Here is a 13,191-nt window from a genome sequence, read left to right as displayed (position 1 = left end):
GTCAGATCTCCTCCAGCACAACGATAATATCACCCGCCTTTACGTTTCTTCCCGTTCCCGCGCGCAATTCGCGCACCCTGCCGGGGGCGTGGGCCGTGACGTTGATTTCCATTTTCATCGATTCAATGATGGCAAGCGTGTCGCCAGCGGCGACTGGCGTGCCGGGTTCGACCAGCAATTTCCAGATATTGCCGGGTACGGCGCTGGCAACGCCGAAGCAATCGGCGGGGATATCGCCATCCATGCTTTCGGCAGCACCCTCATCGGCCACGAACGTATCGAGCCCGGCTTCCTTCCAGCGATGGCGCTCGGCGTTGAACGCATCCTGCTGGCCGGCCTTGAAGTTGCCGATCGACGCCGCATTAGCCTGCAGCTCCCGTTCATATGCCGCGTAGGAGAATTCCGTCTCCTCGATCCTGATCGGGTATCCGCCGTGCGGAAAGGCGCTGCGCGCTTCCGTCAGCTCCTTGTGGTCAACAGGGAAGAACTTGATCTGATCGAAGAAGTTCAAGAGCCACGGCTTATCCTTGGCAAAGACCGGCGTCTGGCGCCAGGTGTTCCACACCTGGATCGTGCGGCCGAACAGCTGATAACCGCCCGGACCCTCCATGCCGTAGATGCACATGTACGCGCCACCGATGCCGACCGCGTTTTCCGGCGTCCAGGTCCGCGCCGGATTGTACTTGGTCGTGACCAGCCTGTGGCGTGGGTCGACCGGCGTCGCCACCGGCGCGCCGAGGTAGACGTCCCCGAGACCGAGCACCAAATAGTTGGCGTCGAAGACGACGTCGCGAACGGCCTGCTCGTCGGCCAGACCATTGATCCGGCGGATGAACTCGATGTTATCGGGGCACCACGGCGCATTCGGCCTGACGAGCTCCTGGTATTTACGCATGGCCAGTTCGGCATCCGGATCGTTCCAGGAGAGCGGCAGATGAACGATGCGGCTCGGCACCTTCACATCCTGGGCGGCGGGCAATGTCTTCTCGATCTCGCCAAGCAATCCCAACAGTCGCTTGCGGGTGATCGTCGTGCCATCATAGTGAATCTGAAGCGACCGGATGCCCGGCGTCAGATCGATGATCCCCGGCAGCCGGGACTGCGCGAGGGTCTCCATCAGCAGATGCACGCGAAGGCGAAGCGCGATATCAAGCGTCATCGGCCCGTATTCGACCAGCAGGTTGTCGTCCCCCTGGCGCCGATAGACAACGGAGACCGGCCCCTCATCGCTTGCGCCGACAATAGGCGAGCCGGCTTCGGCGCGTGGCCGGTGAACAGCGGGCGTCGCGATCGGATCGTCTGGACGTGCCACCGGCACGAAGCGAACGCGGTCGCCGGGCTTCAGCTGGCCCATCTTCCATTGTTCGTCGCGCGCGATGACGGCAGGGCAAACGAAGCCGCCGAGGCTCGGGCCATCAGGCCCGAGGATGATCGGCATGTCGCCGGTGAAGTCGATCGCGCCGATCGCGTATGCATTGTCATGCAGGTTCGACGGATGAAGCCCCGCCTCGCCCCCATCGGTGCGCGCCCATTTCGGCGTCGGTCCGATCAGGCGAACTCCCGTGCGGGCACTGTTGAAATGCACCTCGTAGGACGCCTGGAAAAGCTCGTCGATATCTCCATCCTGGAAGAAGTCGGGGGCCCCATGCGGACCATAGACGACACCGATCGTCCAATCGCTGGTCAAAACCGGCGCCTCGGCCTCAATTGCCTGCGAGACCGTATGCACTGCGCGCGCCAGGCGCAGCACATGGCCCGCCTTCAACGCTCCTGTCGCATTGCCGCCGAACTGGCCAAGGCCGAAGGTCGCGCGCGAGCCGAGGACGACGGGAGCGTCAAACCCGCCCGAGACGGCCAGATAAGAGCGCTGTCCCGCCCCCGATATGCTGCCGATCGACAGCACCGCGCCGGCCCCAACCGCAATTGCCTGGCCATGCGGCACCTCGACGCCATCAAGCATCATCGGCATTCTAGCGCCGGAGAGGGCGACCGTGACATCGCGAAAGAACTTCAGCGTCGGGCCCGATACGGTGAGCTCCAGCGCCGTCGTCGTTTCGTCGTTGCCAACAAGGCGGTTGGCATGGCGGAACGAACGCTCGTCCATCGGCCCGCTCGGCGGTACGCCGACATGCCAAAGCCCGAGCCGGCCCGGAAGCTCCTGCATGCTCGATTGCGCGCCGGGTGCGAGCACCTCAACGACATCCGGCACGAACTCGAGCGTGCGCAGCGCGGTCGTCGATACGTTGCCGCTTTCCAGCAACTCGGATTGCGCGATGACACGGAGATAATCGACATTGGTCTCGATGCCGTAGATCGAGGTCTCGTCGAGCGCCGCTTTCAGCTTCTCGATGGCCGCGGGCCGATCCTCGGCGGCGACGATGATCTTCGCGAGCATCGGATCATAAAAGGGGCTGACTTCGGTGCCCGTCTCGATCCAGCTATCGACGCGCGCCGTTTGCGGGAACTGCACCTGCGTCAGCAGACCGGCGCTCGGGCGGAAGCCGGCATGCGGCATCTCGGCGTAGACGCGCACCTCGATAGAAGCGCCCTGCGGCTTCAGATCGTTCGCGCGCGCCAGGATGTCTTCACCGGCCGCCTGCCGGATCATCCATTCGACGAGATCGATGCCATAGACTGCCTCGGTGACCGGATGCTCGACCTGCAGGCGCGTGTTGACCTCGAGGAAGTAGAACTCTTCGCGGGTCGGATCATAGATGAACTCGACCGTGCCGGCGGAGGCGTAGCATACCGAAGCGCCAAGCTCCGTTGCCGCGCGATGCAGGCGCTGGCGCACGCCATCGCTCAGTCCCGGGGCCGGCGTTTCCTCAAGCACCTTCTGATTGCGCCGCTGCAGCGAGCAATCCCGCTCGCCCAGCGCCACCACCCTACCCTTGCCATCGCCGAAGATTTGCACCTCGACATGGCGGGCATCGGCGACGAAGCGCTCGATGTAAACGCGCGCATCGCCGAAGCTTGCGGCAGCGGTGCGCTGCACGCTTTCGAACGATGCCTTGAGGCCTTCAGGATCGCCGCACAGCTGCATGCCGATGCCGCCGCCGCCTGCCGTGCTCTTCAGCATAACAGGGTAGCCTATCCGCTCGGCCGCCGCCAAAGCCTCGTCAGCGGACTTAAGCAACCCGCTGCCGGGGAGCAGCGGAACGCCGCTTTTCTCGGCAAGCTCGCGCGCCGTATGTTTGAGACCGAAGACGGAGAGATGTTCCGGCCGTGGGCCGATGAACGCGATGCCTTCATCGGCAAGCCGCTCGGCGAAGCCGATGTTTTCGGAGAGAAAGCCGTAGCCCGGATGCACTGCATCCGCGCCCGTCTCTCTGCAGGCGGCGATCACCGCGTCGACATTAAGGTAGCTATCGGTGGCCGGCGCCGGACCGAGGCGCACCGCCTCATCCGCCATCAGCGCCGGCATGGCGAAGCGGTCGGCATCGGAATAGACCGCTACCGAGGCAATGCCCATTTTTTGCAATGTGCGGATCACCCGGACGGCGATTTCGCCCCGGTTCGCAATCAGAACTTTCTTGAACATGGGTCAGCCCTCTGCGTCCCAGATCAAGACCCGGATCGGCGTCGGGTCGAAGCCGTTGCATGGGTTGTTGATCTGCGGGCAATTGGAGATGACGCAAAGCACGTCCATCTCCGCGACGAGTTCGACGTAGTCGCCGGGCGAAGAAATGCCGTCGACGATCGTCATCTCGCCATTCGGCTTGATCGGGACGTTCATGAAGAAATTGATGTTCGGCACGATGTCGCGCTTGCTCATGCCGTGCTTGGTCACTTCGAGCACGAAATTGTCGCGGCAGGCGTGGAGATACTTGGTCGCATGTCCGAAGCGAACGGTATTGCTCTCGCACGAGCAGGCGCCGGCGGAGGTATCATGGCGGCCGCAGCTATCGGCGGTCATGCGCAGCATCACGTTGCCTTCGCTCGACATCACCTTCGTGCCGACGCCGACATAGGCGGCACCCTGCGCGCGCATCGTGTCCTGATTGGAATAGCGTTCCGAGAAATCGTCGGCACGATAAAACAGCGTGTCGATCGCCTGCTGGCCGTAGCTGTCCTCGATGCGGATCGTCTGTCCTTTCCTGACGATGCCCGACCACGGCGCCTCGGCCGGGATGAAATGATCCTGCACGGCGTTATCGAGCGTGCGGGCATTGGATGTCTGAATAAAAATGCTCATGATCGCCCCTCCTTACGCCGATGCCATCGCGTTGTTTTCGAAGCCCCTAACGGCCTCAGCCGTCGCGGTGCGCGCCAGATCGTCGGGAGTAGGTGCTGCCGCGCGGAAGCGGGTGATCGTGACGGGCTGCGGCGCGTAGACCGGGCTCGGGTCCAACGGATGCGGGCAATTGGAGAAGCCGACGAGCATGTCCATCTCGGCGCGCAACTCGGTATAATCGCCGCTGTTGGAGCGCTTGGCGCGCCAGTGGAACCCGCCATTCTCGTCCAGGCTGACGGGTGCGAAGAGATTGATCATGCCGGGAATATCACGACGATCGAGCCCGAGCTTGCCCGTCAGAAGCACGAGATTGTCGCGGGTGTTGCGGGTCTTTTCGCCCGGATATTTCGCGGCGTTGGTTGCGGCCGTGGAGCCGCCCATCAGGCAATCGTGAGCGCCGGAGCTGTCTTCGGTGAGCGAAAACATCACGCGGCCCATATCGGAAAACAGCACGCGCCCTTTGCCGAGCGCCGTTGTCCATTGGACCTTCGCGGTATCGACCAGATTGAGCCGCTCGCTCGTATCATCGGCGTTCCAGGCAACTACGGCCACCGTTGAGCCACCCTCGCCCTGATCGACGCGAATGGCCTCGCCGCGCTTCAGCACGGTCGACCAGTACCAGCCACCCGGAATGACTTCCTGATGAATGACGGCGCTGCTCTCAAGCGCCGGCGCGGGTAGCGGGCTGGGCGTTGGGAGCGCCTTCGGCGCGAATTGCAGTCCTTTTTTCTGATGCTCTTCATAGCGGGCGCGGTTTGCCGCGATTTCTTCCGCAGAGCGGCTTACATGCATCATGCCTTATCTCCAGATGATGCCAGGTCGTCCTGGCGTTGCCCCGGAAATGCGATCGGGTCGTCCCGATCAGGGCTGAAAATGGATGGTGTACCCGCAAGGCGCGGGGGCCAGATCGAAATGTCGTTGGTGATCGACGCGCCGTAGCGCAGTTTCTCTTCCGGACGGTCGCGCCGCCGCTCGAAAGCAATGACGCGGCTGGCCAGCGTAAAGGCTTCGCGCATGTCGTGCGTGACCATGACGACGGTCATCTGTGTCTCGTTCCACAGCCGCTTCATCAGCGTATGGATTTCGGCGCGTATGCCGGGGTCGAGCGCGCCGAAGGGCTCGTCGAGCAACAGCACCTTGGGCTTCATGATCAATGCCTGCGCAAGCGCCAGGCGCTGCTGCATGCCGCCGGAGAGCTGCGACGGATACTTGCTCTCCGAGCCCGCCAGACCGACCTGCGCGATCAGATGCCGCGCTTCCTCCATCGCCTGCCTGCGCGCGGCGCCGAAAAGCTTGGCGCGATATCGGGCAGCGGTGAATTCCTTGCCCAGCATGACATTGCCGAGCACCGTCAGATGCGGAAACACGGAATAGCGCTGGAACACGACACCGCGATCCGGCCCCGGTTCAGCCGGCAACGGCTCGCCATCGAGCAGGATCGTTCCGCGCGTCGGCTGCTCCTGGCCAAGAAGCATGCGCAGGAAGGTCGTCTTGCCGCAGCCAGACGGGCCGACCAGCGCGACGAAGGCGCGCGATTGCACCGTCAGCGACACATCCTCGAGCACGATCTGGTCGCCATATTCCTTCCAGACCTTTTCAATCCTGAGCTCGCTCATGCCGGCTTCTCCAGCACGGACCAGGGGAAGACGGCGGCCGAGATGCGGTCGAGCACATAGTTCATCGCGACCGCCAAGATCGTGATCCAGATCACATAGGGGAAGATGATATCCATCGAGAGGTAGCGACGAACGAGGAAGATACGGTAGCCGAGGCCGGAATCCGACGAGATCGCTTCGGCGGCGATGAGAAACAGCCAGGCCGGACCGAGCTGCAGCCTGAGACAGGTGATCAGCCGTGGAAGCACCTGCGGCAGCACCACCCGCAAGGCGATCTGCCAGGATGAGCCGCCCAAGGTCTCCGCCTTGACGATCTGCTCGCGCGGCAGTTCGAGCGCCTTCAGCGCCAGGTCGCGGATCATCGTCGGCGCGACGCCGATGGCGATCAGCGTGATCTTCGACGTCTCGCCGAGCCCCATGACGATGAAGAGTATCGGCAGCAGGGCCAGAGGCGGCACCATCGATATCACCGCCACAAACGGCGCCAGCAGCGCCCTGAGATAGGGCAGCATGCCGATCAGCATGCCGACAACCAGTGCAATCACGGTCGAGATGCCAAGGCCTGACAGCAAGCGGATGAGGCTCGCCGATGTGTCCGACCAGAGCAGATACGCTCCCGTCCTCGGATCGGCGACGAAGGCCATGCGGTTGATCGCATCTCCAAGCACCGAGAGCGTGGGCAGAAGTTTGTCATTGGCGTTTTCCGCCAGCCGCGCCGCCGAGCCGAAGGCATAGGCGATCACCAGCAGCACGAACGGCAACAGCATCAGGGCGAGTTGCGCCCCTTTGGTCGGCCTCGTGTTTATCCAGCGCATGAAGATGCTCCGTTCACGTTAGACATCGAACCGGCGCGAGTTCCCGCGCCGGTGTCGGCATCGCTTAAAGCGCGCCGTCGGCGGCAGCCTTCATGTATGTTTCCGTGAAGCGAAGCTTGACGTTGCCTGCGTCGCCGAGAACCTTGCCATCGGGCATCTCGATGCCGATGACGTCGGCGGATGGCGCGCCATTGCCGAGCAGGCCCTTCTCGAACAGGAAGTTGCGCACGAGATCCATGGTCTTCGGCAGGTTCGGCGAAGCGGTGAAAGCCACGGCATCCGCCGCCTTGTCGAACAGACGAGTTACGGCCAGCTGCGCCTCGTATCCCTTGAGATCGGTACCGGACGCGGAGCCCATCGCCTCGCGCGCCGCCTTGCCTTCGGCGCTATCGGCGGTCATCAGGGCGGCCGTCTCGTACCAGATGCCGGCGAGTGCCTTGCCGAAATTCGGGTTGTCCTTGAGCACGCCGGTATTGGCGACCATGAGGTCGATGATTTCGCCCGGAATCTGCGAACTGTCGAACACCTTCTTGGCCGTCGGGTCTTCGAGAATGGTCGATACCAGCGGGTTCCAGGTCACGACAGCCGTCACTTCGGGCGTCTTGTAGGCGGCGACCATGTCGGCATCCGACGTATTGACCACCTTCACGTCGCGCTCCGTCAGCTTGATGCTCTCAAGCGCCCGCGCCATCAGGTAGTGCGAAACGGAGAACTCGACGAGATTGACGTTCTGTCCCTTGACGTCGGCGAGGCTCGCCTTGTCCTTGAGGATGACGGCGTCGTTGCCGTTCGAGAAGTCGCCGACGATGACGGCGGTGGTATCGACGCCGCCGGCCGCCGGAATGGACAGGCCGTCCATATTGGTCAGCGTGACCGCATCGAAGGCACCGGCCGTATACTGGTTCATCGACTCCACATAGTCGTTGAACTGCGTGACCTCGATCTTGATGCCGTATTTATCGGCCCATTTCTTGACGATGCCGTGGTCAGCGGCGTAGCCCCAGGGCATCCAGCCGACATAGATGGACCAGGCGACCTTGAAATCGGTCTTTTGCTCGGCTCGGGCGCCAGCGCCGAAGCCGAGTGCCAGCGCTGTCGAAAGTGCTGCGACTGAAATGATCTTCGAAAAAGTCTGCATTGAAATTCCCCTTTTGCGTATAGAAAAAGGGATTGGCACAGACCATCGCACCGCCAATCCCTTGGCTTACGAGGTCTCCCGGGCTTTTGTCCCGCCGTGCACCCGGTGGGATTTCTCCCCCAACCGGTGGCAGCTCTCGGACCAGTCACACATTTACGTGCCGGAACCCTAGCCACCAACTCTGCCCTTTCAAATGCAACATGCGTGCCAACTCGGAAAACGCGCCGTTTCCGCATGGCTTGCTCGCGCATGCCAAAAAAAGCGGCGGCAGAGGCGGTGATTTTAGGCAGCTGCACCGGGCTGGGATTTTTTGAGCGCGGCAGCTTGGCGGTTGAAAAGCTGAAAGCGATTGATAGTTCTGGCGCATGAGCAACGCGCATACCGATTCAGGCGACGCAGGCAGCATCGTCAAGAAACTCCGAAAACAACTGAACTGGCTGCAACGCGGCAGGGATATCCGCTCGCTTCAGCTGCAGGCTCTGCTTGCCTTTGTCGATCTCGCCATCCTGGCCTTCTTCCTGTTCGGGCCATATCTGCGGACCGGACCGTCTTATCTCATCATCGACTATATGATTGCCGTGTGGGTGGCGATCGAACTCATCGCCCAGGCCATCATCGCGGGAAGCGTAAAGGCCTTCGTGAAGCGGCCGATGAGTTGGATCGATCTCTTCATCTTGGCGACGCTGCTGCTTCCGGATCTCTTGTTCAACTTCACCTTCCTGCGGGCTATGCGGATCTGGGCGATCGGCAACAGCCCATTCCTGAAGGAGGGATTGCGGCGGCTCGGCTGCGCGCATCTGCTGGATGTCGTGCGAGCCTGCGTCAACCTCGTGGTCTTCCTCTTCATTGTCACCGGCTTCGTCTACACGACATTCTTCTACGGCCAGGGCGGCTGGGAAGGCTTCGTGGATGCCCTCTATTTCACCGTAGCGACGGTCACGACGACAGGCTTCGGCGACATCACCTTGCCCGGTGTCATGGGAAAACTGACATCGATCGTCACGATGATCGTCGGCATTTCGCTCTTCGTCCGCCTCGCGCAGGCGGTCGTGCGGCCCTACAAGGTCAACTTCCCCTGCCCGCAATGCGGCCTGCAGCGCCATGATGCCGACGCCGTGCATTGCAAGGCCTGCGGACATCTGCTGAACATCCCCGACGAAGGCCAGTAACCGCGACGCCATCAGCAAGACCGTTATATGTATAGATATGATCGCGGAAAGATGCTTTCCTCGGCGCAACATCGGAGGGATCACATGTCCGGACATTCATTCAATCTGAAGGGGCGGGTCGCCGTCGTCACCGGCGCCAGCCGCGGCCTTGGCCAGGCGATCGCCCTTGCGCTGGCGGACGCGGGCGCCGACCTCTGCATCACGGCGAGAGAGCTGGCGTCGCTGCAGGATACGAAGGCCAAGGTTGAAGGCCGGGGTGTGCTCTGCATTGCCATCGCGCAGGATGTCAGCGATCTCACTTCGATCGACGCCGCGCTGGAGCAGGCTTGCGCTTTGACCGGTAGGATCGACATTCTCGTCAACAATGCCGGCATCGAGCAGGTCGCGCCTTCGCTCGATGTGGACGAAGCGCTGTGGGACCGTATTGTCGGAACCAATCTCAAGGGCGCGTTTTTCTGGTCGCAGGCGGCGGCGAAGCGGATGTCCAAGCAGGAGACCGGCGGCAGCATCATCAATCTCTGCTCGCTCACGTCCTTTGTCGGCATTCCGACCGCCGTTCCCTACGGCTCATCCAAATCCGGCTTGCTCGGAATGACGCGTGCGCTCGCCGCCGAATGGGCTGAGGCCGGCATCCGCGTGAACGCGATCGCGCCCGGCTATTTCAGGACAGCGATGACCGACGGCTTCTATGAGGACGAGGACTGGCAGGCGCGCATGGTGGCAAGGATCCCGCAGCGCCGCTTTGGCGAAGCGGCCGATCTCGGGGGCGCCGTCGTGTTTCTCGCCAGCGATGCGGCCGGCTATATCACCGGCCATTGCCTGCCTGTTGACGGCGGTTTCTTGGCCTCCATCTGACGCATTCCTGTTGTCAGCTGCGGCGCGCAATTCTGGTCGTAAAGTGCGTTGACATGGCATGTATATACATGTTTCACTCGACCAAAATAATAAAGCGGAACATCAATCCTCGACCTGAGCCACTGGTTTGAGTAGACAGCCGATCGAACGGACATCGGCGGCGAAGCTGTGCCCATTGCTGGGCTTTCGCCGGCGCTTGCCCAAGACGCCAACAAGGTTACGTGCACAATGACTGAAGTCTCCTTTTACGAATATTCGAAGCTTTCTTCAGACGAGAAATCGGCCCTGCTTCGCCGGTCGGAGACCGACATTTCCGGCTTCATCGAGAAGGTAGGTCCGATCCTCGAGGCGGTTCGCACGGAAGGCGACCGGGCCGTTGCACGCTTCGGCCGCGAGCTTGACAAGGCAGACATGTCGGAAAGCTCGATCCAGGTGACCGAGGCCGAGTTCGATGCCGCCTTCAAGCTGGTCGAGGACGATGTCATCGAGGCGATCAAGTTCGGCATATCGAACATCCGCACCTTCCACGAAGAGCAGAAGCCCGAGGCCATGTGGCTGAAGGAAATTCGCCCGGGCGCATTCGCCGGTGACCGCTTCACGCCGATCCAGTCCGTCGCGCTCTACGTGCCGCGCGGAAAGGGCTCCTTCCCCTCGGTCACGATGATGACCTCGGTTCCGGCCGTGGTTGCCGGCGTGCCGAACCTTGCAATCGTCACCCCGCCGGCGCCGGATGGAAGCGTGGACGCTGCGACGCTGGTCGCGGCCCGTCTTGCTGGCGTCAACACCGTCTACAAGGTTGGCGGCGCACAGGCCGTTGCGGCCGTCGCCTATGGCACGGAAACAATCAAGCCGGCGCTGAAGATCGTCGGACCGGGCAGCCCGTGGGTCGTCGCCGCGAAGCGTCTTCTGTCGGGCGTGATCGACACCGGCCTGCCCGCCGGCCCCTCCGAAGCGATGATCTTCGCCGATGACACCGTGCATGGCGGGCTTGCAGCACTCGACCTCCTGATCGAAGCGGAGCACGGCCCGGATTCGTCCGCCTATCTCGTCACCCATAGCCGCCGCGTCGCTGAAGAAGCGATCGCAGCCCTTCCGGAGCATTGGGGCCGGATGACGGAACAGCGCGTCGGCTTCTCCAAGACAGTGCTGACCGGAAAGTGCGGCGGCATCGTGCTGACCTCTTCGATCGAGGAGAGCTACGCCTTCGTGAACGCCTATGCCCCCGAACACCTCGAAATTCTCTCGACAGACGCCTTTGCGCATCTCGGTCATATTACCGAGGCCGCCGAGATCCTGCTCGGACCACACACGCCTGTCAGCATCGGCAATTTCTGCCTGGGCCCGAACGCCGTTCTGCCGACCAGCCGGTGGGCGCGCACCTATGGCCCGCTTTCGGTGACCGACTTCGTCAAGCGCAGCTCGATCGGCTACGTCACGGCGCCTGCTTATCCCGAGTTTGCCGCGCATGCTCACAAGCTGGCGCTCTACGAAGGCTTCTCTTCGCACGCCAACGCCGTATCCGACGTGCGCGACGCCTACCTGAAGACGAAAGGCTGAGCCCTTGAAAGCGGTGCGCCTCCACGATGCTGGGGATTTGCGGGTCGAGACGATCGACCCTCCGTCGGCCCCACCCAGTGACTTCGTCAATGTGGAGGTCCGCGCCGCCGGCATCTGCGGCTCCGATCTGCACAACTACCGCACCGGCCAGTGGATCAGCAGACGCCCGTCGACGGCAGGCCACGAGTTTTGCGGCCGAGTGACCGATGTCGGCGAAGGTGTCGAAGATATCAAGGTCGGCGACTACGTGGCAGCCGACTCGCGCGTCTACTGCGGCACTTGCCCCGCCTGCATGTCCGGCCGCAGCAACATATGCGAGGCTCTGGGCTTTGTCGGCGAAGCATGCGACGGCGGGTTCGCCGAGCATGTTCAGCTGCCGGCAAAGCTGCTCTTCAAGCACGAGCCATCGCTGGCATCGAAGGTCGCGGCCATGGCCGAGCCACTGGCGGTGGCGCTACATGCGGTGAGACGCCTCAACGCAGCACAGAATGAAGCGGTTCTCGTCATAGGTTGCGGCACGATCGGCGGCTTGAGCGGCCTGCTGCTGTCTAAGCTCCACAAGGGCGAGCTTCTGTTTGCCGACACCAATGCAGAGCGCGCGGCGCTCGTCGCGCGCATCTGTGGCGGGACGGCGGTCACCCTGGACAAGGCCGCGATCGACAGCGCGCTGAATGGCGAACGGCTGCGCTATGCCATCGACGCGACAGGCAATATCCATGCGATTGCCGCCGGACTCGATCTACTTGCCGGTGGCGGCGCCTTGGCGCTTGTCGGCATCAGCCATGGCAAGCTGGACCTCGATCCGAATATCCTTGTCGAACGGGAAATATCGCTGGTCGGCTGCCACGCTTTCGCATCCGAGCTGCCGGAAGCAATCGCCCTGCTGCCTGAATTGGAGCCCGCCCTTATCGAGTTCAGCGAGGTCCTGACGTCGCTCGACGATGTCCCGGACGCCTATCAGCGGCTGCTTGAAGGCCGGAGCCAGAAACTGAAAACCATCGTCGAAATCGCGGATTGAGGTTCGCCACGCGATAGCCGTTCACGAGAACGAACTGGAGAGTTTGTCATTGAGTGCACTTTCGGATTCGGCATCGCCGCTCTACGAGAAGGTCAAGGACTTCGTGCTCGCCAACATCGGCAGCGGCAAGTGGGCGCAGAATGCCCGGCTGCCCTCCGAAAACGATCTCGTGAATTCGCTGGGCGTTTCCCGGATGACGGTCCATCGCGCGCTGCGCGAACTCACTTCGGAAGGCCATCTTCGCAGGGTGCAGGGCGTTGGCACCTTCGTCGCGCCGCCCAAGGCGCAGTCGACGTTGATTGAAGTCAGCAATATCATCAATGAGATCCGTGATCGCGGCGGCAAGCATCGCGCCGGCGTCATCCTGCTAGAGCGCATCGAACATCCCGCGCGCGCCATTGTCCGTGCATTCGAGTTCGATCAGGTCAAGCCAGTCGATCACTCGCTCGTCGTGCATTTCGAAAATGACATTCCGGTGCAGCTGGAAGAGCGGTACGTGAACCCCGCTCTCGTCCCACACTATCTCGATCAGGACTTCACCTCGATCGCGACGCTGGAATATCTGCAGCGCTGTACGCCGCTGACGGAGGTGGAACACCTGATCAGCGCGGTGCCGGCCGGCCCGGAGCAGGCGCGGCTGTTGCAGATGCCCGAGCGCGACAGCTGCCTTGTTCTGCACCGCAAGACCTGGACCGGAGCCACGGTCGCGACCGTCAACACCTTCACCCATGTCGGCAGCCGTTACTCTCTCGGCAGCCGATATCGCCCAACCCACAAGCCTGCCTGACA

Annotated in this window: 11 protein-coding genes and 1 riboswitch; of the genes, 5 read left to right on the top strand and 6 right to left on the bottom strand. The window is 62.4% G+C overall.

Going from position 1 to position 13,191, the window contains the following annotated elements; translation table 11 throughout:
* Window position 1 precedes the first annotated feature (1 nt).
* The 6 genes from uca to ACODTZ_RS01550 all read right to left on the bottom strand — a co-directional run bounded on the left by uca (window position 2) and on the right by ACODTZ_RS01550 (window position 7,803).
* The gene (gene uca, locus ACODTZ_RS01575; protein WP_489023259.1) at window positions 2-3,541 is read right to left on the bottom strand and encodes an urea carboxylase; all 3,540 of its coding nucleotides are present in this window, start codon (window positions 3,539-3,541) and stop codon (window positions 2-4) included.
* 3 nt (window positions 3,542-3,544) lie between these two features.
* Window positions 3,545-4,195, bottom strand: a complete 651-nt coding sequence (locus ACODTZ_RS01570) for an urea amidolyase associated protein UAAP2 (protein ID WP_209235963.1) — start codon at window positions 4,193-4,195, stop codon at window positions 3,545-3,547.
* A 12-nt stretch (window positions 4,196-4,207) separates the two neighbouring features.
* On the bottom strand, window positions 4,208-5,029 hold the full coding sequence (locus tag ACODTZ_RS01565) for an urea amidolyase associated protein UAAP1 (protein ID WP_489023257.1): 822 nt from the start codon (window positions 5,027-5,029) through the stop codon (window positions 4,208-4,210).
* On the bottom strand, window positions 5,026-5,850 hold the full coding sequence (locus ACODTZ_RS01560; protein WP_111560670.1) for an ABC transporter ATP-binding protein: 825 nt from the start codon (window positions 5,848-5,850) through the stop codon (window positions 5,026-5,028). The genes ACODTZ_RS01565 and ACODTZ_RS01560 overlap by 4 nt, the downstream gene beginning before the upstream one ends.
* Complete coding sequence (locus ACODTZ_RS01555) at window positions 5,847-6,665, bottom strand: ABC transporter permease (protein ID WP_489023255.1); 819 nt, start codon at window positions 6,663-6,665, stop codon at window positions 5,847-5,849. Before ACODTZ_RS01555 ends, ACODTZ_RS01560 begins: the two co-directional genes overlap by 4 nt.
* Window positions 6,666-6,729: 64 nt before the next feature.
* Window positions 6,730-7,803 (bottom strand): putative urea ABC transporter substrate-binding protein, encoded by a 1,074-nt coding sequence (locus ACODTZ_RS01550; protein ID WP_313760268.1) that lies wholly within the window; start codon window positions 7,801-7,803, stop codon window positions 6,730-6,732.
* A gap of 73 nt (window positions 7,804-7,876) precedes the next feature.
* A riboswitch (guanidine-I (ykkC/yxkD leader) is annotated at window positions 7,877-7,986 on the bottom strand.
* A 182-nt stretch (window positions 7,987-8,168) separates the two neighbouring features.
* Between ACODTZ_RS01550 and ACODTZ_RS01545 the strand changes: the two genes are divergently transcribed.
* From ACODTZ_RS01545 to hutC, 5 genes are all read left to right on the top strand, one after another.
* Window positions 8,169-8,972 carry a potassium channel family protein gene (locus ACODTZ_RS01545; RefSeq protein WP_489023253.1) on the top strand — a complete coding sequence of 268 codons (804 nt, stop codon included), beginning with the start codon at window positions 8,169-8,171 and terminating at the stop codon, window positions 8,970-8,972.
* An 84-nt stretch (window positions 8,973-9,056) separates the two neighbouring features.
* The gene (locus ACODTZ_RS01540; protein WP_489023251.1) at window positions 9,057-9,827 is read left to right on the top strand and encodes an SDR family NAD(P)-dependent oxidoreductase; all 771 of its coding nucleotides are present in this window, start codon (window positions 9,057-9,059) and stop codon (window positions 9,825-9,827) included.
* 228 nt (window positions 9,828-10,055) lie between these two features.
* Window positions 10,056-11,384: a histidinol dehydrogenase gene (hisD, locus tag ACODTZ_RS01535; protein ID WP_489023249.1), complete on the top strand. Its 1,329-nt coding sequence runs from the start codon at window positions 10,056-10,058 to the stop codon at window positions 11,382-11,384.
* Window positions 11,385-11,388: 4 nt separating this feature from the next.
* On the top strand, window positions 11,389-12,402 hold the full coding sequence (locus ACODTZ_RS01530) for a zinc-dependent alcohol dehydrogenase (protein ID WP_489023247.1): 1,014 nt from the start codon (window positions 11,389-11,391) through the stop codon (window positions 12,400-12,402).
* Window positions 12,403-12,451: 49 nt separating this feature from the next.
* Window positions 12,452-13,189, top strand: coding sequence for a histidine utilization transcriptional repressor HutC (hutC, locus tag ACODTZ_RS01525; protein WP_489023246.1), 738 nt, complete (start codon window positions 12,452-12,454; stop codon window positions 13,187-13,189).
* Window positions 13,190-13,191 lie beyond the last annotated feature (2 nt).

It is taken from the genome of Rhizobium sp. FG113, assembly GCF_057809895.1.
The sequence above is the reverse complement of the archived record's forward strand: the minus strand, read 5'-3'. Positions and strand labels throughout refer to the sequence as shown.

Excerpts from the sequence above, each read along its gene's own strand:
- ACODTZ_RS01555 (WP_489023255.1), bottom strand. The coding sequence starts at position 6,665 with ATGCGCTGGATAAACACGAGGCCGACCAAAGGGGCGCAACTCGCCCTG.
- ACODTZ_RS01560 (WP_111560670.1), bottom strand. The coding sequence starts at position 5,850 with ATGAGCGAGCTCAGGATTGAAAAGGTCTGGAAGGAATATGGCGACCAG.
- hisD (WP_489023249.1), top strand. The coding sequence starts at position 10,056 with ATGACTGAAGTCTCCTTTTACGAATATTCGAAGCTTTCTTCAGACGAG.
- ACODTZ_RS01550 (WP_313760268.1), bottom strand. The coding sequence starts at position 7,803 with ATGCAGACTTTTTCGAAGATCATTTCAGTCGCAGCACTTTCGACAGCG.
- uca (WP_489023259.1), bottom strand. The coding sequence starts at position 3,541 with ATGTTCAAGAAAGTTCTGATTGCGAACCGGGGCGAAATCGCCGTCCGG.
- ACODTZ_RS01540 (WP_489023251.1), top strand. The coding sequence starts at position 9,057 with ATGTCCGGACATTCATTCAATCTGAAGGGGCGGGTCGCCGTCGTCACC.
- ACODTZ_RS01570 (WP_209235963.1), bottom strand. The coding sequence starts at position 4,195 with ATGAGCATTTTTATTCAGACATCCAATGCCCGCACGCTCGATAACGCC.
- ACODTZ_RS01545 (WP_489023253.1), top strand. The coding sequence starts at position 8,169 with ATGAGCAACGCGCATACCGATTCAGGCGACGCAGGCAGCATCGTCAAG.
- ACODTZ_RS01565 (WP_489023257.1), bottom strand. The coding sequence starts at position 5,029 with ATGATGCATGTAAGCCGCTCTGCGGAAGAAATCGCGGCAAACCGCGCC.